Source organism: Romboutsia sp. D33t1_170424_H2, from assembly GCF_015669105.1.
In the GTDB taxonomy this organism is placed as follows: Bacteria; Bacillota; Clostridia; order Peptostreptococcales; family Peptostreptococcaceae; genus Romboutsia_C; species Romboutsia_C hominis.
Genome location: NZ_JADOZQ010000006.1, coordinates 35,056 through 55,029 on the forward strand (window position 1 = coordinate 35,056; position 19,974 = coordinate 55,029).

19 protein-coding genes are annotated in these 19,974 nt (G+C 29.6%); 4 read left to right on the forward strand and 15 right to left on the reverse strand.

From position 1 onward, the window contains the following. Positions 1–9: 9 nt before the first annotated feature. The 4 genes from I4U66_RS08660 to I4U66_RS08675 all read right to left on the reverse strand — a co-directional run bounded on the left by I4U66_RS08660 (position 10) and on the right by I4U66_RS08675 (position 3,956). The gene (locus I4U66_RS08660; protein WP_195928759.1) at positions 10–645 is read right to left on the reverse strand and encodes a TIGR01906 family membrane protein; all 636 of its coding nucleotides are present in this window, start codon (positions 643–645) and stop codon (positions 10–12) included. 50 nt (positions 646–695) lie between these two features. Beyond that, positions 696–2,246 (reverse strand): ABC-F family ATP-binding cassette domain-containing protein, encoded by a 1,551-nt coding sequence (locus tag I4U66_RS08665; RefSeq protein ID WP_166505995.1) that lies wholly within the window; start codon positions 2,244–2,246, stop codon positions 696–698. Positions 2,247–2,394: 148 nt separating this feature from the next. Continuing rightward, positions 2,395–3,105, reverse strand: coding sequence for a zinc dependent phospholipase C family protein (locus I4U66_RS08670; protein WP_195928761.1), 711 nt, complete (start codon positions 3,103–3,105; stop codon positions 2,395–2,397). A gap of 14 nt (positions 3,106–3,119) precedes the next feature. Next, positions 3,120–3,956: an N-acetylmuramoyl-L-alanine amidase gene (locus tag I4U66_RS08675; RefSeq protein ID WP_092923690.1), complete on the reverse strand. Its 837-nt coding sequence runs from the start codon at positions 3,954–3,956 to the stop codon at positions 3,120–3,122. 203 nt (positions 3,957–4,159) lie between these two features. Between I4U66_RS08675 and I4U66_RS08680 the strand changes: the two genes are divergently transcribed. Beyond that, positions 4,160–4,486, forward strand: coding sequence for a hypothetical protein (locus tag I4U66_RS08680; RefSeq protein WP_092923687.1), 327 nt, complete (start codon positions 4,160–4,162; stop codon positions 4,484–4,486). A 314-nt stretch (positions 4,487–4,800) separates the two neighbouring features. Next, a complete protein-coding gene (locus tag I4U66_RS08685; protein ID WP_195581631.1) occupies positions 4,801–5,784 on the forward strand; it encodes a SpoIVB peptidase S55 domain-containing protein in 984 nt (327 codons plus the stop codon). Between the two features lie 40 nt (positions 5,785–5,824). Here the strand turns inward: I4U66_RS08685 and yunB are convergent, their stop codons facing one another. Continuing rightward, a complete protein-coding gene (yunB, locus tag I4U66_RS08690) occupies positions 5,825–6,499 on the reverse strand; it encodes a sporulation protein YunB (RefSeq protein ID WP_207741720.1) in 675 nt (224 codons plus the stop codon). A gap of 238 nt (positions 6,500–6,737) precedes the next feature. Here yunB and I4U66_RS08695 point away from each other — a divergent pair, with 238 nt between their 5' ends. Further along, complete coding sequence (locus I4U66_RS08695) at positions 6,738–9,518, forward strand: transglycosylase domain-containing protein (RefSeq protein WP_195581630.1); 2,781 nt, start codon at positions 6,738–6,740, stop codon at positions 9,516–9,518. A 115-nt stretch (positions 9,519–9,633) separates the two neighbouring features. Here I4U66_RS08695 and spoVAE read toward each other — a convergent pair whose 3' ends face one another. The 10 genes from spoVAE to I4U66_RS08745 form a co-directional block, all read right to left on the reverse strand. Then, a complete protein-coding gene (gene spoVAE, locus I4U66_RS08700) occupies positions 9,634–9,996 on the reverse strand; it encodes a stage V sporulation protein AE (RefSeq protein ID WP_166505999.1) in 363 nt (120 codons plus the stop codon). Positions 9,997–10,002: 6 nt separating this feature from the next. Further along, a complete protein-coding gene (spoVAD, locus tag I4U66_RS08705; protein WP_092923672.1) occupies positions 10,003–11,019 on the reverse strand; it encodes a stage V sporulation protein AD in 1,017 nt (338 codons plus the stop codon). A gap of 12 nt (positions 11,020–11,031) precedes the next feature. Next, positions 11,032–11,472, reverse strand: a complete 441-nt coding sequence (spoVAC, locus tag I4U66_RS08710; RefSeq protein WP_092923668.1) for a stage V sporulation protein AC — start codon at positions 11,470–11,472, stop codon at positions 11,032–11,034. A 3-nt stretch (positions 11,473–11,475) separates the two neighbouring features. Beyond that, positions 11,476–11,892: a stage V sporulation protein AB gene (locus tag I4U66_RS08715; RefSeq protein WP_092923665.1), complete on the reverse strand. Its 417-nt coding sequence runs from the start codon at positions 11,890–11,892 to the stop codon at positions 11,476–11,478. An 8-nt stretch (positions 11,893–11,900) separates the two neighbouring features. Continuing rightward, positions 11,901–12,488, reverse strand: coding sequence for a stage V sporulation protein AA (locus tag I4U66_RS08720; RefSeq protein ID WP_092923662.1), 588 nt, complete (start codon positions 12,486–12,488; stop codon positions 11,901–11,903). A gap of 176 nt (positions 12,489–12,664) precedes the next feature. Next, positions 12,665–13,429, reverse strand: coding sequence for an RNA polymerase sporulation sigma factor SigF (gene sigF, locus I4U66_RS08725; RefSeq protein ID WP_092923659.1), 765 nt, complete (start codon positions 13,427–13,429; stop codon positions 12,665–12,667). Positions 13,430–13,454: 25 nt separating this feature from the next. Beyond that, positions 13,455–13,883: an anti-sigma F factor gene (spoIIAB, locus tag I4U66_RS08730; protein ID WP_092923656.1), complete on the reverse strand. Its 429-nt coding sequence runs from the start codon at positions 13,881–13,883 to the stop codon at positions 13,455–13,457. Positions 13,884–13,896: 13 nt separating this feature from the next. Beyond that, positions 13,897–14,229 carry an anti-sigma F factor antagonist gene (gene spoIIAA, locus I4U66_RS08735; RefSeq protein WP_092923653.1) on the reverse strand — a complete coding sequence of 111 codons (333 nt, stop codon included), beginning with the start codon at positions 14,227–14,229 and terminating at the stop codon, positions 13,897–13,899. 288 nt (positions 14,230–14,517) lie between these two features. Further along, complete coding sequence (locus I4U66_RS08740) at positions 14,518–16,137, reverse strand: DEAD/DEAH box helicase (RefSeq protein WP_092923650.1); 1,620 nt, start codon at positions 16,135–16,137, stop codon at positions 14,518–14,520. A gap of 130 nt (positions 16,138–16,267) precedes the next feature. Then, positions 16,268–17,227, reverse strand: coding sequence for a calcium/sodium antiporter (locus I4U66_RS08745; RefSeq protein ID WP_092923647.1), 960 nt, complete (start codon positions 17,225–17,227; stop codon positions 16,268–16,270). 342 nt (positions 17,228–17,569) lie between these two features. Here I4U66_RS08745 and pflB point away from each other — a divergent pair, with 342 nt between their 5' ends. Then, complete coding sequence (gene pflB / locus I4U66_RS08750; RefSeq protein ID WP_092923644.1) at positions 17,570–19,801, forward strand: formate C-acetyltransferase; 2,232 nt, start codon at positions 17,570–17,572, stop codon at positions 19,799–19,801. The last annotated feature ends 173 nt before the right edge of the window (positions 19,802–19,974 follow it).

A 19,974-nucleotide genomic window follows, 5' to 3' on the forward strand; every position in this document is an offset into this window, starting at 1 on the left:
AGCATAATACTATTGCTCTCTCTTTCTTTTTAAAAGTCTATATATACCCTGAATAATTATACTAGATGCTAATATCAAACCTAATATCATCAAACCTGAATTCATAAAAAATTCTGCTGGCAAAATTTTTATAACAGGATCTAATATTGGATCAAATATCCAATAGTCATTGTCAAATAATAGCTTATGAAATACAACAAAGCTGCTATCAAAATCTATGACTATAGGTATAGCCAACGCAACTGGCATAATTATTAATAATATTGATGTTAAATTTAAAAATCTTATATTTTTATTTCTTATGTTATAAACAATTCCTAATACAGAAATTATAAGACATACATTAAATATTTTATTAACATTTTGATATATTTCTCTAACTTCTTCAAAATGTATTTTACCTTCTTTTGAAGAAGTTAGAGTAGGCATTTCAAAATCATTTTCTTTTTTACTTGTAATATACTCTATTAAATAGTCATAATTTAACTTTATGTCTTCCTTAGAAATATTAGTTAATTCTACTATATTAAGCTTATCTACATCATAGTAGTATAAAGGCTTAAAACCTACTGTAAATTTTATTACACCAGTTATTATTAATATGCTAAAGCACAACGAAAATATTATATTTATAATCTTTTTCATTAATCATACCCCTTAGTCTTATAAAATACTCTATTCTCTTAAATACATAATTATACTATTTTAGTTGTAAAGTCCTCTATATTCCATACATCATCAACTATATCACTATAAAACTCTGGCTCATGGCATACTAATAATACAGTTCCTTTAAATTCTCTTATAGCTTTCTTTAATTCATCTTTAGCTTCTACGTCTAAGTGGTTTGTAGGTTCGTCAAGAACTAATAAGTTTATATCTTTTAACATTATTTTACATAATCTAACTTTAGCTGCTTCTCCTCCACTTAAAACTCTCATTTGGCTAGTTATATGTTCATTAGTAAGACCACATTTAGCAAGATTTTGTCTTACTTCAAAGTTTGTAAGGCCTGGGAATTCCGCCCATACTTCATCCATTGGAGTAGCTGTGTTTTCTCTTGAACTTTCTTGTTCAAAATATCCAACTTCTAAGTAATCTCCTAACTTAACTTCACCATCAAATGGTTTTATTATACCAAGTAATGTTTTAAGAAGTGTAGACTTCCCTATACCATTCATACCTTTTAAAGCTATTTTTTGATTTCTCTCTAGTGTAAAGTTTAATGGCTTTGTTAATGGTTCATTATATCCTAATACTAAGTCCTTTGTTTCAAATATAAATCTACTTGGAGTTCTTGCTTCTTTAAATCCAAATGTAGGCTTTATCTTTTCCTTTGGTCTTTCTAATATTTCCATTTTATCTAATTGTTTTTGTCTACTATTAGCCATTCCACGAGTTGCAACTCTCGCCTTATTTCTAGCTATAAAGTCTTCTAATTTCTTTCTTTCCTCAACTTGTCTATCATAAGCTTGTTCTTCTTGACGCTTTTTAATTTCATGAAGTCTCATAAACTCATCATAGTTACCTTTGTATCTATTTAATTCTCCACTTTCCATATGATATATAACATTACATGTATTATTTATAAATGGTATGTCGTGAGAAACTAATACAAAACTATTTTCATATTCTTGTAGATATCTTGTTAACCATACTATATGTTCTTCATCTAGGTAGTTTGTAGGCTCGTCTAGTATTAATATAGTTGGATTTTCAAGTAATAATTTAGTTAAAAGTACTTTTGTTCTTTGCCCACCACTTAAATCCGTAACATCTCTATCTAATCCTATTTCTCCAAGACCTAAACCATTTGCTACCTCTTGAATTTTTGCATCTATCATATAGAATCCACTATTTTCTAATATTGTTTGAATCTCAGCTGTTTCTTCCATAAGCTTTGACATTTCATCGTCATTAGCTTCTCCCATTTTATCATACATAGCTAACATTTCTTGCTCTAAATCAAACATAGGCTTAAAGGCATCTCTTAATATATCTCTTATAGTTTTACCTTTTTCAAGTACTGTGTGTTGGTCTAAGTAACCTACACTTACTCTAGATGACCACTTTATATTACCTGCGTCTGGCATAAGTTTTTTAGTTATTATATTTAAAAATGTTGATTTTCCTTCTCCATTTGCTCCTACTAAAGCTATATGTTCACCTTTTCTTAATCTGAATGAAACATTCTCTAGTATAGTCCTCGCTCCGAAACCATGACTTACATTTTCTACTACTAGCATTTTCACACCTCTTTTGTTATTTTATCTTTACATTCTATAATATAATATATTCTTTTTAAAGTTAAATCAAGTAAATAGCAAACCTTTAGCATCTATAAAAAAAGAATGCTCTTTTATGAAAATTCATACTAGAACATTCTCTTCTTTATTAGTTTAAATGCATTACATCTTCAAAAAACATTACCATACATCCTGCAGTAGTTCGTTGAGCTATATTTATACTTTTTACTGCTATCAAATAAAATTTTGTATTTAAGTCAGTGACATTTTTATACATATAGTCAACATTTAAGGCATACATTGAATTATAATCAGCATATTCTTTTATACTATTTAATAAAATAGGCTCTTCATGTGCTTTAAATCGCTTTATTTTCTTATAGTTATTTTTTACATACACTTCAAACTGTCTATGATTATCTAAAAGCCTTCCTTTAGCATGTTGTGGTATTGTCAAATCTTGTATTATATGACACGCTGCCCCAAAGAAAAACATACTTCTTGTGTAATTACCTGCCTTAAAATATTTCTTCGCTTTATCGTAATATCCTATAGCTACTGTTAGAGCATTATCTTCATACCCATACTTACCTTTACCTTCTTTTGGATTATAAAAATGGTGGTATGATTTAAAGTCTTGATCAGCCCATACAAGACCTCTTTCTATATCATTTACATATTTCTTAAAAAAATTATATATTTCATAATTTCCTTCTTTTTTTAATATTTCTAGTGAATTTTCATTTATAAATAAATGTACTTCACAAGTTGTTTTTATTATACTTTTTTTTATTGGATTTACAAACTTAAAAGTATTTGTTAGTGCTTTGGCATAAACACCTTCTATTTTTTTTTTCATTGTCCTCACCTAATCTAATTAGTCAAAAAATACTCTTCCACCCCGTCAGCTACACTTTGCATAAGCTTTCTTTGATATTCTGGATTTGACATCATCTGATCTTCACTATGATTACTTAAGAATCCCATTTCTATTAAAATTACTGGTACCTTAGACCAATTAAATCCTGTCAAATCATTTCTTTCAAATATACCATTTATATTTATACCATCATTTTTCATCTTTTCCTGTACTAAATTTGCACACTTACTACTTTCTTCGTATATTGAAGTTGTATATTTACCATCCTTAGCTGGTATTAAAATCGACGCTCCTGTTTTTGATGGATTACTTATACTATCTGCATGAATTCTAATTACCATTTTGGCATTTTTATCATTTGCTAACTGAGCTCTTTCTGCATTGCTTATATTAACATTATGAGATTCTCTAGTCATCACTATATTGTATCCTTTACCCTCTAATATATGCTTTAAAACCATGGATGCTTCTAAATTTAATATGTATTCTGGTTTTTTTGTTGAAACACCCGTCGCACCAGATGACACTCTTGCCTTTGTTTGACCCGAACCAGGAGCTACCTGTTCTGGCCTTCTATCTCCTTTTTCTTGGTGTCCTGGATCTATGCATATTAATATTTCTTTTTGATCAGCTTTATTCTTTTCTTTTGTACTATTGTCATTAACTTTATTATCTTTTGCTTCTTTTTCATCATTAGATTGTTCATTTTGTTTTATGATGTTACCTATTAAACCTGTCCCTTTATTTAAATTGCTCATTGGGTTTGAAGTAAATATTATTATAATTGCTATGGTCATTATGGATAATACTAATATTCTATATTTTTTCAACTACATACACCTTCCTAAATTTCAATTTATATTAAAACTAATATCTTTATATATTTTTACATTAAATGTACTCTTATATTCATTTTTAGTTAAATATTACATATTTTACTTTTTGAAATTTTTTATACTTTTATATTATGGTTTTATTTTTTTATTGAACTCATATATATTTATATGACCTTTTATAGGAGGTGGTTATAAAAATGAATGATAAGTGTAATGATAAAAATAAGCCTAGACTATGTAAATTTGGTTATGTTGATTATATAGTGTTAGCTTCAACTATATCCATTGCCCTTGCAGAGGAGTTTGATACTCAAGATTTGAGTATCTTAGCTTCTTTTTTTGCAGTATTGTCTGATGAACTTGCTTTAATTTCATCAGTTGAAGCATGCTTTTCAGAAGATGACTCAGAACCAGTTCCATCTCCTATTCCAGATGTTGCTATAACTAATATACCTACTAAAAAAATTAGAAATAAATCTTATAAAAGGAAAGTTTATAAAAAAGTAAAAAGAAAAAACACTTAACAATTTTTGTATAAGTGTTTTTATTTTTTTGTGAATATTTTTTATGTAAATACTTTAACTGTAATTATTTTTTATTTTATTTTTAAAATACCCTATATTATGAACTATAAATGAATACTTTTTATTTTTATTTTGATATTTGATTATGTATTTATATTTTAAAAAGTATTTTTTTCTAGGTTATTGATTAATTATTTATTTATGTAATCTAAAACTATATTGCTTCTATTTTACAAGGATTAAAAGAAAATTAGTGTGCAATATATTATTAAGGCACCAAAATCAATCAAGTATAGACAGAAAGAAGGTGTTTTATGTATAAATTTTTAGATTTAAAAAATAAAAGTTTATTAAAGTTAAAATTTATCTTATTTGTATCATTTTTATTATATTTTCTCTCAACTAATTTAATTTATTCACATTCTATCCAAAAAGATGAAGATTACCTAATTCCTATGGGAAATCTAATCCAGATAGATGCTGAATTAGAAAATTTAGTTGTTAAAAATTTTATTGAAGGTTCTTCATTTTGTGTGGGAGATTCAATTTTAAAAGTTAATGGAACTCAGGTTAATAGTTACAAAGATTTTACAGATTTATTATCTAATTTATCTACTAAAGATGATGTAGTTGTTCTTGTAAAAAGAGGCGAAAATACTTTTTCATTTAAAACTACTAAAAATGAATTAGAAAAGGTAAATTGTAACAACTATATAAGTGGATTTGCTACACTAACTTATATAAATCCTAAAACAAATAGATTTGGAGCTGTCGGCCATCCTATAAGTATTGGTTTAGCAAGAAAAGTTCCTATCAAAAATGGTAATATATATACTACAAAAGATTTAACTATCGACAAGTCATGTAGAGGTCATGTTGGTTGCATTAATGCTGTAAGAAAAGATGTTATTGGTGAGTTTACCCATAACTCAGATTTTGGTATAAAAGGTGAAATAGCTACATTTAAAGATTCTTTGTTAAAACCTTATAAAGTTGCTTCTTTGGATGAGGTTAAACTAGGAAAAGCTCAAATAATCTTACAAACTGGTTCTTATACAAAAGATGCATTTGATATACAAATAGTTGATATACAACTTCAACATTCTCCTAAAGCTAAAACTTTTAAAATAAAAGTAGTAGATAAAGATTTATTAGCTCTTACAGGTGGTATTGTTCAAGGTATGAGTGGAGCTCCTATTGTTCAGGGTGATAAAATTATCGGAGCTGTATCACATGCTATTGAAAACAATCCTGCTCTTGGATATGCAGTTTATATAAAGTGGATGAATGAAAATTAATGTAAAGATAAGTCAGGTTAATCCTGGCTTATCTTTATATTTAAGGAGATACATTTAGTAAACCTTTTTCTGGTAAATTAATAAAGCTATTTGGTACATCTCCTACTATTATAGTTTCACATATAGGTACTTTAGCTTTAACTTCTTTAGTTGATGTTGTAAGTGGTATTACTACTCTTACTTGTGTCTTAACTTGAAGATATATTGTATGTCTAGTTTGATTTATACCAGATGATTCAAACTTAGTTTCAAAATCTACTGATACTGTTCCTATTGGTTCAATAGATACCTTAATTTGAGGACCGTATTTAGCAAGTATGGGACTTTTAAGAGCTGTTCCTATAGGTATGTATGCAGTTGTTGATTTTACCTTTTTTAATTCTTCTTGAATTTCTAAAGCAACATCTGAAGCTATTTGATTCATCATTATAGTGTTGGCTTGAATCATAGTTATTTTTCCCTGAGAATCCATATTTGTATTCATTAAATCTGAATAATTAATCTTATCTTTTACAATGTCTCCAACAGCTTTATTTATAGATCTGTTTGCCAGTTCTATCGCTTTTGTTTCTGCAAGAACTGTTATTGTTGGTCTTAAATTTTTATCTACATATATAAAGCTTCCTATTAATATAGATAATATAGATATAATTAAAAATATTATTAGTGGTTTTTTAATAAAGCTATTTTTTAAATCATATCTATTTTTATTCAAAATATCACCCCCATAATATTTTATGCAAACAAAGTATCACATATTTTTTATATTATTAGATAAAAATAATTATTATTAAAGTTATAATAATTTTTTAAATTATATAATTAATAACATGTTTGTTTTGGAAGTATTTTGCAGATTTTTAGTATATATAAATTATGACTATTTTATTCTGTAATTAGAAAATTTCATATATATATGGTATAATATTGCATTAAGTAAGGAGGTTAACTTAATGAATAATGATAATAATGAAAATAGAAATAAAATAAGAAGAAAGAAAGCAAGTTCTTCTTCTTCAACAGCTACTCGTAATTCATCTACCACTCGTAGTTCATCTACTTCTCGTGGTTCATCTACTAGTAGCTCAAATAAAAAAACTAAACCAAAAAAGAAAAAAGATAAGTTTAAGACTCTCAGGTCTATTTTGGTAGTTTGTTTAGTTTTATTAGTTGCTGGAGTAGCCGTTGGAACTGGTGTAGTCTTTGCTTCATTAAGAAACGCTGAGCCAATATCAAAAGCTCTTTTAGAAGAAAAGACTTATCAAACAACGCGTATATACTATGCTAATAATGATCTACTTTCTAATGCCCCTAGTGTAAATAAAAAGCAACCTGTACCTCTAAAAGATATGGGTAAATATCTTCCTAAGGCAATAGTAGCTATAGAAGATGAGCGTTTTTATGAACATGGTGGAGTAGATATAAGAGGATTGCTAAGATCTGTAGTAAAAACTCTTACTGGAGATAAGCAAGGTGGTAGTACAATACCTATGCAGGTATCAAAAATGTTACTAACATCTACTGAACAAAGCCTTCCTCGTAAAATAAAGGATATATACTATGCTCATGAAATGAGTAAAGTCTTAAGTAAAGATGAGATATTAGAACTTTACTTAAATAACTTCTTCGTTGGTAAGGGTCTAGCTGGTGCTGAGGCTGGTGCTAGAGGATATTTTGATAAAAAAGCATCGCAACTTACTCTTGGTGAGTCAGCATTACTTGCAGGTTCTACTCAAAACCCGTCAAGATATTCAGCTTATATTACTGCTAAGCTGGAAGGTAATGAAACTAAGGATGATGTTGCAAATAGATTACTATTTTTCATAAATACTCCTGATGATACTCTTGATGATCCTACTCCAATGGAATTAGATATGGTTGAAAAGTTAAATTCTTGGGGACTTATTCCTAACGATGATACTTACAAGCAATTAAAAGCTGGTACTATGGTTGTTAGAAAAGCTGTACCTAATCCTAAGGCTAAAGAAAGACGTAATATTGTTTTAGGTAAAATGCTACAAACTGGAGCTATAACACAATCAGAATACAATGAGGCTGTGGCTGAGGAAATAAATATAAAACTACCTAAGCCTAAAGAAAGTGTTTCTTCTTCAGTTGAGGATTTAATAGAATATAAAGTTATAGATGCTTTAGTAGCACAAGGTAATACTAAAGACGAAGCATATAATATGTTCTATAATGGTGGTTTAAAGATACACACTACTATAGACCCTAAAATGCAAAAAATATTAGAAAAAGAATATGATAATGATAATAACTTCCCTGGTAGCCGTCATAGCAATGGAATGACTCAACCTCAATCATCTATGGTTATATTAGATTACAAAACTGGTGAAATAAAAGCTTTAGTTGGTGGTAGACATATAACAGGAAGAAAAACTCTAAATAGAGCTACTACTCCTCAACAACCAGGTTCAACTATAAAGCCATTATCAGTTTATACACCTGCTATAGATACACTTAAATTAACTCAAGCTACTGCATTAAGTGATACTACTGCAAATCTTACACCTTATAAATTTAAGGAAAATAATAAGTGGAATCCAAATACGACTACTCCTGGTAAAGATATCATGAGTTTACGTAAAGCTTTAGCTTACTCATCAAATACTATAGCTATAAGAACTGCCGAACTTTTAGGTGATTCTTATAAAGACTGTGTTGATATAATGATGGATTACTTAAAGAATTTTGGTATAACAACTTTAGTTGATAGTAATACTGCAAATGCAGAAAGTAATGATAGAAGATTCCCAGCATTAACACTTGGAGGTATGACTCATGGTATATCACCTCTTGAAATGGCTTCTGCTTATGGAACTTTAGCTAATGGCGGTGTTTATATAGAGCCAACTATATTTACAACTATAACAAGTTATGATGGACAATTAATAGTTAAAAATACTCCTGAACAACACAAAGTTGTTGATCCTGATGTTGCTTACGTAATTACTGATATGCTAAAGGCAGTTATAACTGAAGGTATCGGTGGTAAAGCTGCTATACCTGGTGGAATGCCTGTTGCTGGTAAAACAGGAACAACTAATAAAGCTTTAGATGCTTGGTTTGTTGGTTACACTCCATACTACGTTGGTGCAACTTATATAGGTGATGATGCAGGTAGAAAAAATCCTACTACAGGAGAATTTATACCTCGTGAAAGTGTTGAAGGTGGAAGTGGTTCAGCAGCAAAACTTTGGTCTATAGTTATGAGACAAATTCATGAAAACTTAAAGAAAGTTGATTTCAAAGTTCCTGATAAAGTATACTTTGCTAAAATTAACTTAATAGATGGTGGAAGATCTTCATCTGGTGTTAAAGCAGCATTTATAGATGGAACATCTCCAACTAAATATACTTCTAGAGCCAATGCTGTAAAGCCAAAACATGAAGAATCTACTACACCTCCTGAAAGCCAAAATAATGAAGGTACTGTAGATAATAATACTACTCCTCCTGCTGATAATGGCGGTGGAAATACTACTCCTCCTACTGATAATGGCGGTGGAAATACTACTCCTCCTGCTGATAATGGTGGCGGAAATACTACTCCTCCTGCCGATAATGGTGGCGGAAATACTACAACTCCTCCTCCTAATAATGGCGGCGGAACTGCAACTCCTCCTCCTAGTAATGGTGGTGGAAATACTACTCCTCCTGCCGATAATAGCGGTGGAGCTACTAATCCAGCTAGTAATCCAACTGGACAATAGTTTAATATATATAAAAAAGACTATTCTCTATTTTGAGATAGTCTTTTTTTATTTATGCCTTATATTATAATATTTTATATAACTTAAATTATTAACTTATATACATTTATTAATTTTAAGGTTTAGCTTTTGGTGTAAAAATAAGTGCCATCATATATCCAAAAAATATAGCTCCTGCTATTCCTCCTGCAGTTGCAATTGTACCTCCTGTGAATATTCCCATAAACCCATCAGTCTCTATTGCTTTTTTTACGCCATTTGCTAATGAATATCCAAATCCTATTATAGGTACTGTCGCTCCTGATCCTCCAAACTTAACTATAGGTTCATATATCCCTAAAAATGTTAAAATTACTCCGCTAGTAACATAAGATACCATTATATAGGGCATTTGTACTTTAAAGTAATCAAGAAGAATCTGACCAATAAGACAAATTATTCCTCCTACTATAAATGCCCTTACATAATCCATAAGCATATTTAATCACTCCTTATTTTCAATAATTACTGCATGAGCTACACAGGGTATTGTTTGTTTTTGTAAAGTACTAGTTGGTGATAATAAAGCCCCTGTTGATACTAGCATTACTTTATTGAATTCTTTATTTTTAAGTTTTTTGTAAATATATCCACAGAAAACAGTAGCTGAACATCCACATCCACTACCTCCACAGTGTACATCTTGTTTTTCCATATTAAACATTTCTATTCCACAATCCATATATACTTTTGATATATCAAGTCCCCTTTGAGCTAATAATTCTTCTGTTATTTCTTTACCTAGTTTTCCCAAATCTCCTGTAGCTATTACATCAAAGCTATTTGGGTCATCTTTTGTATCATTAAAATATGAGTATATAGTATCTACTGCTGCAGGAGCCATAGCTGCTCCCATATTATTACCATCATCTATACCCTTATCTATTACTTTTCCAATAGTTACATGGGTAACCTTAGGCCCTTGCCCTTTTGGAGATATTAATACACTACCTGCACCAGTAACGGTCCATTGAGCTGTCATAGGTTTTTGATTACCAAATTCTAGAGGAAACCTAAATTGTCTCTCTGCTGCACAAAAATGACTAGATGTTCCAGATAGTATCAAGTCTGCAAATCCTCCGTCTATAAGCATAGAGCTTATACACATACCTTCTGCCATAGTAGAACATGCTCCATATATTCCTATAAATGGTATAGATAAGTCCCTAGCAGCAAAAGATGCAGGAAATATTTGATTGAGCAAATCTCCACCTATCATATAATTTATATCTTCTAATTTTTTATTAGCTTTTTCACATGTTTTTTTCATAGCAGTTTTTACCATATCACTTTCTGCTAATTCCCATGATTTTTGACCACATAAGTCATCCTCAAGTATAATATCAAAATATTCTCTTAATGGTCCTTCTCCTTCTTTGGGACCAACAACTGAACTAGCTGATATAATAGTTGGCTTATTTTCTAGTTTTACTGTTCTATTTCCAATTCTTTTACTTTTCATATTTTAGTCTCCTTATTTTATAAGATTGAAAATATAGTATATAAATCCACATAGAATAGATGAGCCTATTCCATATACTAATACTGGACCTGCAATTTTAAATAAGTTTGCTCCTACTCCAAGTACATAACCTTCTCTTTTAAACTCCATAGCAGGTGATACTATAGAATTTGCAAATCCTGTTATAGGTATAGCTGAACCTGCACCTGCCCTTTTTCCTATAAGGTCATACACACCAAGACCTGTTAATAAAGCTCCTATAAATATCAAAGTTATTGATGTAGCGCCTGCTGCATCTAGTTTACCAAGCCCTACAAAATTCATATAAAAATCATTTATACCTTGTCCTATTACGCATATTATTCCACCAACTATAAATGCTAATATATAGTTTTTCGCGTATGTTGGTTTTGGGCTTTTTTCTTCAACATACTTTTTGTAATTTTTATCCATAAATTAACCTCCTTGAATTATAGACCATCCTATTAAAGATCCAATTACTTTTCCCACAAGCATTGCTATAATTATATATTTTAAATACAAAGCAGGTATTTTTAATCTTCTTGCAACTACAGGTATATAATCTAATATCTCTGTTAGGCCCGAACTTAAAAAACCTACGAATACTCCATAAGCAAGCCCTGCTACTAAAGCACCCATTTTACCTATGCGTATATTCATGCCTTGAATTGAAATTAAGCTTCCAAATAAAGTTCCTATAACCAGTAGACTTTCATATGCCCCTATAAATTCTTTTGTCTTACTTATTTGTGCCATTCTAGGTATTATACCTACAAGTATTAGTAAAGAAACTACTCCTGACCCAACAACTACTCCTGATGATATTCCAAATATTATTAAAAATAATTTCACAAAATACCTCACTGTTTTTTTCTTAGTTGATTTTCTATTTCTTTATTTAATGAAACCATCTTTAAATCTAAAGGACTAGGCTCTCCTCTAGAATAATTTGGTATGAATTTATTAAAAAATAATGCTACGCCAATTCCTATACCAATTGAGTATGGTATTTGAAAATATGGCATATAAGACTTTGCATCTTTTGTGATTGCATTTACCATCATAAATTGCGAATGAGCCATATTTACATCTGCATGAAAGTTCATTATTCCCATTATAGAACCCATAAGTACTACTACTGCTACTATGAAAACTCTTATGTATTTAGTTCTATCTTTTTTGTAGCTGTCAAAGAAGATTATTATATCTTCAGGTTTCAAAAAATTTAACCTTAATTTTGGAAACCTATTATTTACTTCTTCTATAACTTCACCTAAATGTATTACATCATATTTAGATGTATTATTGTCGTAGCTTCTTAAGCATATATCTTTTATTTTCGCTTCATAAGCCTCTGGATAGATAGTATATATTTCACCTAAATAAATCTCTTTTTTTGATATGTTAAAAGGTTTTATACTCTTAGGTATTAAGTAAATATCATCCATATATAATACCTCCTTCTTACTTTATTATTTGTTTAAGCTAATAAAATATTCTAATATATTAAAACTTAAGCAACATTTATATAAATTTTAACCTAGGTTGTTTTTACCTATAATTTATTTCAAATAAAAAGCACCCACTAAACAAATATTTGTCTATTGGGTGCTTTTTATTTTTATTAACTAATATATGATTTTAATTTAGCTAATACTTTTTTCTCTATTCTAGAAACTTGTACTTGAGATATATTTAACATATCCCCAATTTCACTTTGAGTTTTATCTTCAAAATATCTAAGCATTATTATCTGTCTTTCTCTTTTTTCTAATTTGCCTAAAACTTCTTTTAAAAGAAGATTATCTATTACTTTCTCTTCTTCACACTCTCCCTTTAAGCTAATCTTATCTATTAAGCAAATTGGATTTCCTTCTTCTTCATGTATAACTCCATGTAAATACTCTACAGAAAAATTAGATTCCATTGCCATAACTAAGTCTTCTTTTTCCACTTCTAATACATTAGCTATTTCTTCTATACTTGGTTCTCTTCCTAGTTTCTTGCTAAGTATTTCACTTTGTGTTTTAGCTTTTATAGCTATTTGCTTTAAAGACCTAGATACTTTTACCATTCCGTCATCTCTTAGATATCTTTTTATTTCTCCTAATATCATTGGTACAGCATATGTAGAAAACTTTACATTAAACTTAGGATCAAACTTATATATAGCCTTTATTAAACCTATTGACCCTAATTGAAATAAATCATCTCTATCATAACCTATATTTAAAAATTTAGTTACAACACTTCTAACTAATCCTAGATTGTTAGTTATTAGTATTTCCTTAGCTTCCTCATCTCCATTTTGTGCTTTATCTATTAATTTTAATGTTTCTTCATGACTAAGCAATACTCTCTTTTCTTCTTTTATTGCAATTATCCCCATAATAAAACCTCTATTCTTTTGGACTTTATTGTGGTAAGTTTATTTTTTTAGTCATTACAATTTTAGTCCCTTCACCCTTTATTGAACTTACCCATACATCATCCATAAAACTCTCCATTACAGTAAATCCCATTCCTGATCTTTCAAGCTCTGGCTTTGATGTGTAAAGTGGTTGCATAGCCATTTGAACATCTTCTATACCATTACCTCTATCTTCTACTACTATTTTTATAGTATTTCCTTCTATTTCACATCTTAAATATACGAATTCTTCTTCATTTTCATCATATCCATGAATTATTGAATTGGTTACAGCTTCTGATACTGCAGTTTTTATATCTGCTAGTTCATCTATAGTCGGATCTAATTTCGCAGCAAATGAAGCTACTATAACTCTAGCAAAACTTTCATTCTCAGATTTAGCAGAAAATTTAACTTCCATAATGTTCTTCATTTTGTATTCCCCCTTATATAGAACTTACTACTTCATCTGTATTGTTTATGTCTATAATTTTATTCATTCCAGATAAATTAAATACTTTCTCAACTCTTTCATTTGCATTTATTATAGATACTTTTCCACCTTCAGCTGATATTTTTTTGTATCTACCTATAATTACACCTATCCCTGATGAATCCATAAATTTAATATTTCTAAAATCAAATATTATGTTTTTTATAGGCTTAGATAGTAATATATTATCTATTTCATCTCTAACCTCATTTGTTATATGGTGGTCTAGTTCTGTAAATACAAACTCTATTGTTAGAGTTTTTTGTTCTAAGTAGTAGTTTATCATTTGTATCCCCCCTGATTATTGAGTATATTAACTCTTAATCAATTCTATTATATTTACTTTTTATCCTTCAACAAAATTTAACTACTTTTGTTTTATTATGTCTTAATCAACATCAGACATAAATTATATAATTAATGATGTTAAATGTTGGCAATCCACATATTTATTATTTACATATTTTTTATTAATATACATTTTTTTCTATTAATTTATTTATCTTTATATAAAGTAATAATTAATAGAAAATTTTTGCATATAAAAAAGCATAGCTTTTGCTATGCTTTTTATCTATCTTCTTTTGTTGTTTGCTTTTTCTATGTTTATCTTGTTACCTTTTATTTTTATATCTTTCATCTTTTCTAATACTTTTTTAGCATTTTGCTTAGGTACTTCAACGAAAGTATATTTGTCATATATATCTATAGTTCCTATAAGTTTTCCTGGTATCCCAACTTCTCCAGCTATTGCGCCTAATATATCTTTAGCTTGAACTCTTTGGTTTCTACCTACATTTATAAATAATCTAGCCATACCTTCTTGAGCCCCAGTTGATCCACCTTTAGAACGCGCTTCTCTACGTTGTCTTGGTTTTTCTTCTACTATTTCTTCTTTAAGTTCTTCACCTAAAGCTAATTTTAAAAGTGCAGCAGCTACGTCAACTGTAGAGTAATCTTCTTCTTGACAGAATGTTTCTAACCATTGCATTTGTTTAGTTAATTTACCTTGTTCCATAGTTGATTTAACTTCTTTGAAGAATGCACTTACTTTCTTTTCTTCAACATCAGCTATTGAAGGTATACCATGCTTAATTAACTTAGTCTTAGTATATCGTTCTATATCTTTCATCTTTCTCATTTCTTTTCCAAATACAAAGCTGAAAGATATACCTTCTCTACCAGCTCTACCAGTTCTACCTATTCTATGAACATAGTATTCTTCATCTTGAGGAAGATCATAGTTAAATACCGCTTCAACATCATCAACGTCTATTCCTCTAGCTGCAACATCTGTCGCTACTAGTATGTCTATAGTTCCCCCTCTAAACTTATCCATAACTATATCTCTTTGAGTTTGCTTTAAATCCCCGTGTAATGCATCTGCAAAATATCCTCTAGCTTGTAATTCACTAACTAATTCATCTGAACCTCTCTTAGTATTACAGAATACTACTGATAATTTTGGATTATAAACATCTATTAATCTACATAATACTTCTAATTTATTTGCAGATCTTGTTTCTATATAATATTGCTTTATATTAGGCACTGTAAGTTCTTTTCTAACAACTTTTATGTGCTCTGGATTTTTTTGGTATGCCTTTGTTAACTCTAATATCCCTTTTGGCATAGTAGCTGAGAAGAATACTGTTTGTCTATCTTCTGGAGTTCTACTTATTATAGTTTCTATATCTTCTCTGAACCCCATATCTAACATCTCATCCGCTTCATCTAATACAACCATCTTAACATTATCCATTTTTAATGTTTTACGGTTTATATGGTCTATAACACGACCTGGAGTTCCTATTACTATTTGAACTCCCCCTTTTAAAGACTTTATTTGTCTATCTATTGGTTGCCCACCATATATAGGTAAAGTTTTTATTCCGTGCATGTATTTAGATATTTTTCTTATTTCTTTAGAAACTTGTATTGCAAGTTCTCTAGTAGGACAAAGTACCACCGCTTGTAAACTTTTGTCCTCTGGATTTATAGTTTCTAGTATTGGTATACTGAATGCTGCTGTTTTTCCCGTACCTGTTTGTGCTTGACCTATAACATCTTTACCTGATAATACAACAGGTATAGATTGAGCTTGTATTGGAGATGGCTCTTCAAACCCCATGTCCGATATAGCTTTTTTTATATCATCACTTATTGGTAAGTCTTCGAATTTTATTGTGTTCATATATTATTTCCTTTCCGTTATCTAATTATATTAACTTATCTATTATATATTTAATTCGAATAATATGCAATTAGTATTTTATCCCTTACTCATCTATAATATTCAAGATAATACAACTTGTTTTATACCATTAAGCAACGATATATATATAATATAGTGTAGCCATATATAAAAGATATGTTGAAAGCATTAGCATTCCCTGCCATCTATGTAATTTATGTTTTTTAATAGTTGGTATTATTAAAATCAAAAGTAGAGCTATCATAAAAGGAAAATCTATTTTTGCTGTTTGTGCCAAAATTGGTATATCATTTGGTATTGCTGATATTCCTATTACAGATACTATATTTAATATGTTAGCACCTAATACATTTCCCACTGATATAGCATGATGCTTTTTCCTTATAGCAGTTATTGATGATACTAATTCAGGCAGTGACGTACCTAGTGCTATTACAGTAAGACTTATTATTCCTTGTGGTATGCCTATAATTTCTGCTATTTTTATCCCATTATCTACTAATAATTTTGAGCCTAAAACCATCATTACTAATCCAAGTATAAAAAAGACAGCTATTTTCAATGTTTCCTTTATATTTATACTTCCTCTATTATAATTTTTGCTTAAGTCTGTTTTACTATCTTTTTCTACACTTTTATAATTTGTATACATATATACTAAAAGCATTAAAAGAAGCAATAATGCATCTATTCTATTAATATTTCCATCTATACTAAGCAATATTGTTAAAAATACTGATATTAAAAGAATTATTGATTTTGAAAAAAACATATTTTTATCTACTTTAAATGGACTTATAAATGCTACTAACCCAAGTACTAAGCCTGTATTACAAATAATAGAACCTACTGCATTCCCTAGGCTCATTGTTGTATGCCCTTGTAAAGATGCTACTGTTGACACTGTTAACTCTGGAAGAGTTGTTGCAAAACTTACTATCGTAGCACCAAGTACCAATTCCGATATATTAGTCTTCTTCCCTATTATTACTGTATAGTTTATAAATATATCTGCTCCTTTTGTTATTAATATAAAACCTAAAATAAATAGTATAATAATAAATAACATAATATCCCTCCCCTATATAAGATAGATATTCATTATTTGGACATATATACTATTTTTTTATTTTAAAATTTTTTTGTTTTAGCATAAAAACACTTGGGTATTATATGATTATAAGGAAAACAAATTCAGATTAAATTTAAAAATTATCGACAATATTTATGCGAAAGGTTGTATACAAAATACCTTTTATATGTTATGATTATATTGTCTAAAAATTATCTAGCTAGATTAATAATATAAATTTTTTAAATATTTGAATTTAAATAATAATATTAAATATTTAAATTTAAATAACAATAAATAACTTTACAAATTTTAAACCCTAACAAGGAGGCTATTCACATGAATGCATGGCAAGGATTTAAAGAAGGTAGATGGACTAAAGAAATAGATGTTAGAGGGTTCATCCAAGAAAACTACACTCCATATGAAGGAAATGATTCTTTCTTAGCTGGAGCTACTGAAAACACTAAAAAATTATGGGAAGAAGCTATGGCTCTTTTCAAAAAAGAAAGAGAAAATGGCGGAACTTTAGACGTTGATACTAAAACAGTATCTATGATAGATGCTTATGCACCAGGATACTTAGATAAAGAATTAGAAACAATAGTTGGTTTCCAAACTGACGCACCATTAAAAAGAGCTGTTATGCCTTTCGGTGGTATAAAAATGGTTGAAAATTCTTGTAAGGCTTACGGATACGAATGTGATCCTGAAATAAGCGAAATATTCACTAAATATAGAAAAACTCATAACCAAGGGGTATTCGATGCTTACACTCCTGAAATGAGAGCTGCTAGAAGATCTGGTATAATAACTGGTTTACCAGATGCTTACGGAAGAGGTAGAATAATAGGTGACTACAGAAGAGTTGCTTTATACGGTATAGATAGATTAATAGAAGATAAATTAGCTCAAAAAGCTGAATACGAAGTAAGATGCATAGACGAAGAAGTTATAAGAGCTAGAGAAGAAATATCTGATCAAATAAAAGCTTTAGAAGCATTAAAGAGAATGGCTTTATCTTACGGATTCGATATATCTAAGCCAGCTACTAACTCAAGAGAAGCTGTTCAATGGTTATACTTCGGATACTTAGGAGCTATAAAAGATCAAAACGGAGCTGCAATGTCATTAGGTAGAACTTCTACATTCTTAGACATATACTTCGAAAGAGATTTAGCTAACGGAACAATAACTGAAGAAGAAGTTCAAGAAATAATGGACCACTTCGTTATGAAGTTAAGAATGGTTAAATTCTTAAGAACTCCAGAATACAACGATTTATTCTCAGGAGACCCAACTTGGGTAACTGAATCAATCGGTGGTATGGGTATAGATGGTAGAACATTAGTAACTAAAAACTCATTCAGAATGTTAAATACTCTTTACACTCTTGGACCATCTCCAGAGCCAAACTTAACAGTATTATGGTCTACTAGATTACCTCAAGGATTCAAAGACTTCTGTTCAAAAGTTTCAATAGATACAAGTTCTGTTCAATACGAGAACGATGATTTAATGAGACCATACTGGGGAGATGACTACGGTATAGCTTGTTGTGTATCTGCAATGAGAATAGGTAAACAAATGCAATTCTTCGGAGCTAGAGTAAACTTAGCTAAGACTTTATTATACGCTATAAACGGTGGTGTTGATGAGAAGTCAGGAGTACAAGTTGGACCTAAATTCGAAGCAATAACTTCAGAATACTTAGATTACGATGAGGTTATGGCTAAGTTCGAACCATTCACTGATTGGTTAGCTAACTTATACGTAAATACATTAAACATAATCCACTACATGCATGATAAGTACTCTTATGAAGCATTAGAAATGGCTTTACATGATAGAGAAATATTCAGAACTATGGCTTGTGGTATAGCTGGTTTATCAGTTTGCGCTGACTCATTATCTGCTATAAAACATGCTAAAGTTAAAACTATAAGAAACGAAGCTGGTATAGCTGTTGACTTCGAAATAGAAGGAGATTATCCAAAATTCGGAAACAACGATGACAGAGTTGACCAAATAGCTTGTGACTTAGTAGAAAACTTCATGAATAAAATAAGAAAGAACAAAACTTACAGAGATTCTTACCATACTCAATCTATATTAACAATAACTTCAAACGTTGTTTACGGTAAGAAGACTGGTAACACTCCTGACGGAAGAAGAGCTGGTGAGCCATTCGCTCCAGGAGCTAACCCAATGCACGGAAGAGATAACAGCGGAGCTTTAGCTTCATTATCTTCAGTTGCTAAATTACCATACGAGCATGCTCAAGATGGTATATCTAATACTTTCTCTATAGTACCAGGTGCTTTAGGAAAAGATATGACTGAAAGAGTAAACAACTTATCTTCAATGATGGACGGATACTTCTCTCAAGGAGCTCATCACTTAAACGTTAACGTATTTGATAGAGCTACATTAGAAGATGCTATGGAGCATCCAGAAAAATACCCTCAATTAACTATAAGAGTTTCAGGATACGCTGTAAACTTCATCAAGTTAACTAGAGAGCAACAATTAGACGTTATAAACAGAACATTCCACGGAAAAATGGCTTAATTTATAACATCTATAATCTTACATCAGATAGTTTAACAATTATCAAAAATCAAAGTATATAATTTTTCAGAGTGTAAGTCTCATCAACTTACACTCTTTTTTTATTTATTTTAAAATCAATTATATATAATAACATTATAATCTAAAATTTTTTTACATTTATAGTTTGTATA

Excerpts from the sequence above, each read along its gene's own strand:
- I4U66_RS08660 (WP_195928759.1), bottom strand. The coding sequence starts at position 645 with ATGAAAAAGATTATAAATATAATATTTTCGTTGTGCTTTAGCATATTA.
- I4U66_RS08665 (WP_166505995.1), bottom strand. The coding sequence starts at position 2,246 with ATGCTAGTAGTAGAAAATGTAAGTCATGGTTTCGGAGCGAGGACTATA.
- I4U66_RS08670 (WP_195928761.1), bottom strand. The coding sequence starts at position 3,105 with ATGAAAAAAAAAATAGAAGGTGTTTATGCCAAAGCACTAACAAATACT.
- I4U66_RS08680 (WP_092923687.1), top strand. The coding sequence starts at position 4,160 with ATGAATGATAAGTGTAATGATAAAAATAAGCCTAGACTATGTAAATTT.
- I4U66_RS08685 (WP_195581631.1), top strand. The coding sequence starts at position 4,801 with ATGTATAAATTTTTAGATTTAAAAAATAAAAGTTTATTAAAGTTAAAA.
- I4U66_RS08695 (WP_195581630.1), top strand. The coding sequence starts at position 6,738 with ATGAATAATGATAATAATGAAAATAGAAATAAAATAAGAAGAAAGAAA.
- spoVAE (WP_166505999.1), bottom strand. The coding sequence starts at position 9,996 with ATGCTTATGGATTATGTAAGGGCATTTATAGTAGGAGGAATAATTTGT.
- spoVAD (WP_092923672.1), bottom strand. The coding sequence starts at position 11,019 with ATGAAAAGTAAAAGAATTGGAAATAGAACAGTAAAACTAGAAAATAAG.
- spoVAC (WP_092923668.1), bottom strand. The coding sequence starts at position 11,472 with ATGGATAAAAATTACAAAAAGTATGTTGAAGAAAAAAGCCCAAAACCA.
- I4U66_RS08720 (WP_092923662.1), bottom strand. The coding sequence starts at position 12,488 with ATGGATGATATTTACTTAATACCTAAGAGTATAAAACCTTTTAACATA.
- sigF (WP_092923659.1), bottom strand. The coding sequence starts at position 13,429 with ATGGGGATAATTGCAATAAAAGAAGAAAAGAGAGTATTGCTTAGTCAT.
- spoIIAB (WP_092923656.1), bottom strand. The coding sequence starts at position 13,883 with ATGAAGAACATTATGGAAGTTAAATTTTCTGCTAAATCTGAGAATGAA.
- spoIIAA (WP_092923653.1), bottom strand. The coding sequence starts at position 14,229 with ATGATAAACTACTACTTAGAACAAAAAACTCTAACAATAGAGTTTGTA.
- I4U66_RS08740 (WP_092923650.1), bottom strand. The coding sequence starts at position 16,137 with ATGAACACAATAAAATTCGAAGACTTACCAATAAGTGATGATATAAAA.
- I4U66_RS08745 (WP_092923647.1), bottom strand. The coding sequence starts at position 17,227 with ATGTTATTTATTATTATACTATTTATTTTAGGTTTTATATTAATAACA.
- pflB (WP_092923644.1), top strand. The coding sequence starts at position 17,570 with ATGAATGCATGGCAAGGATTTAAAGAAGGTAGATGGACTAAAGAAATA.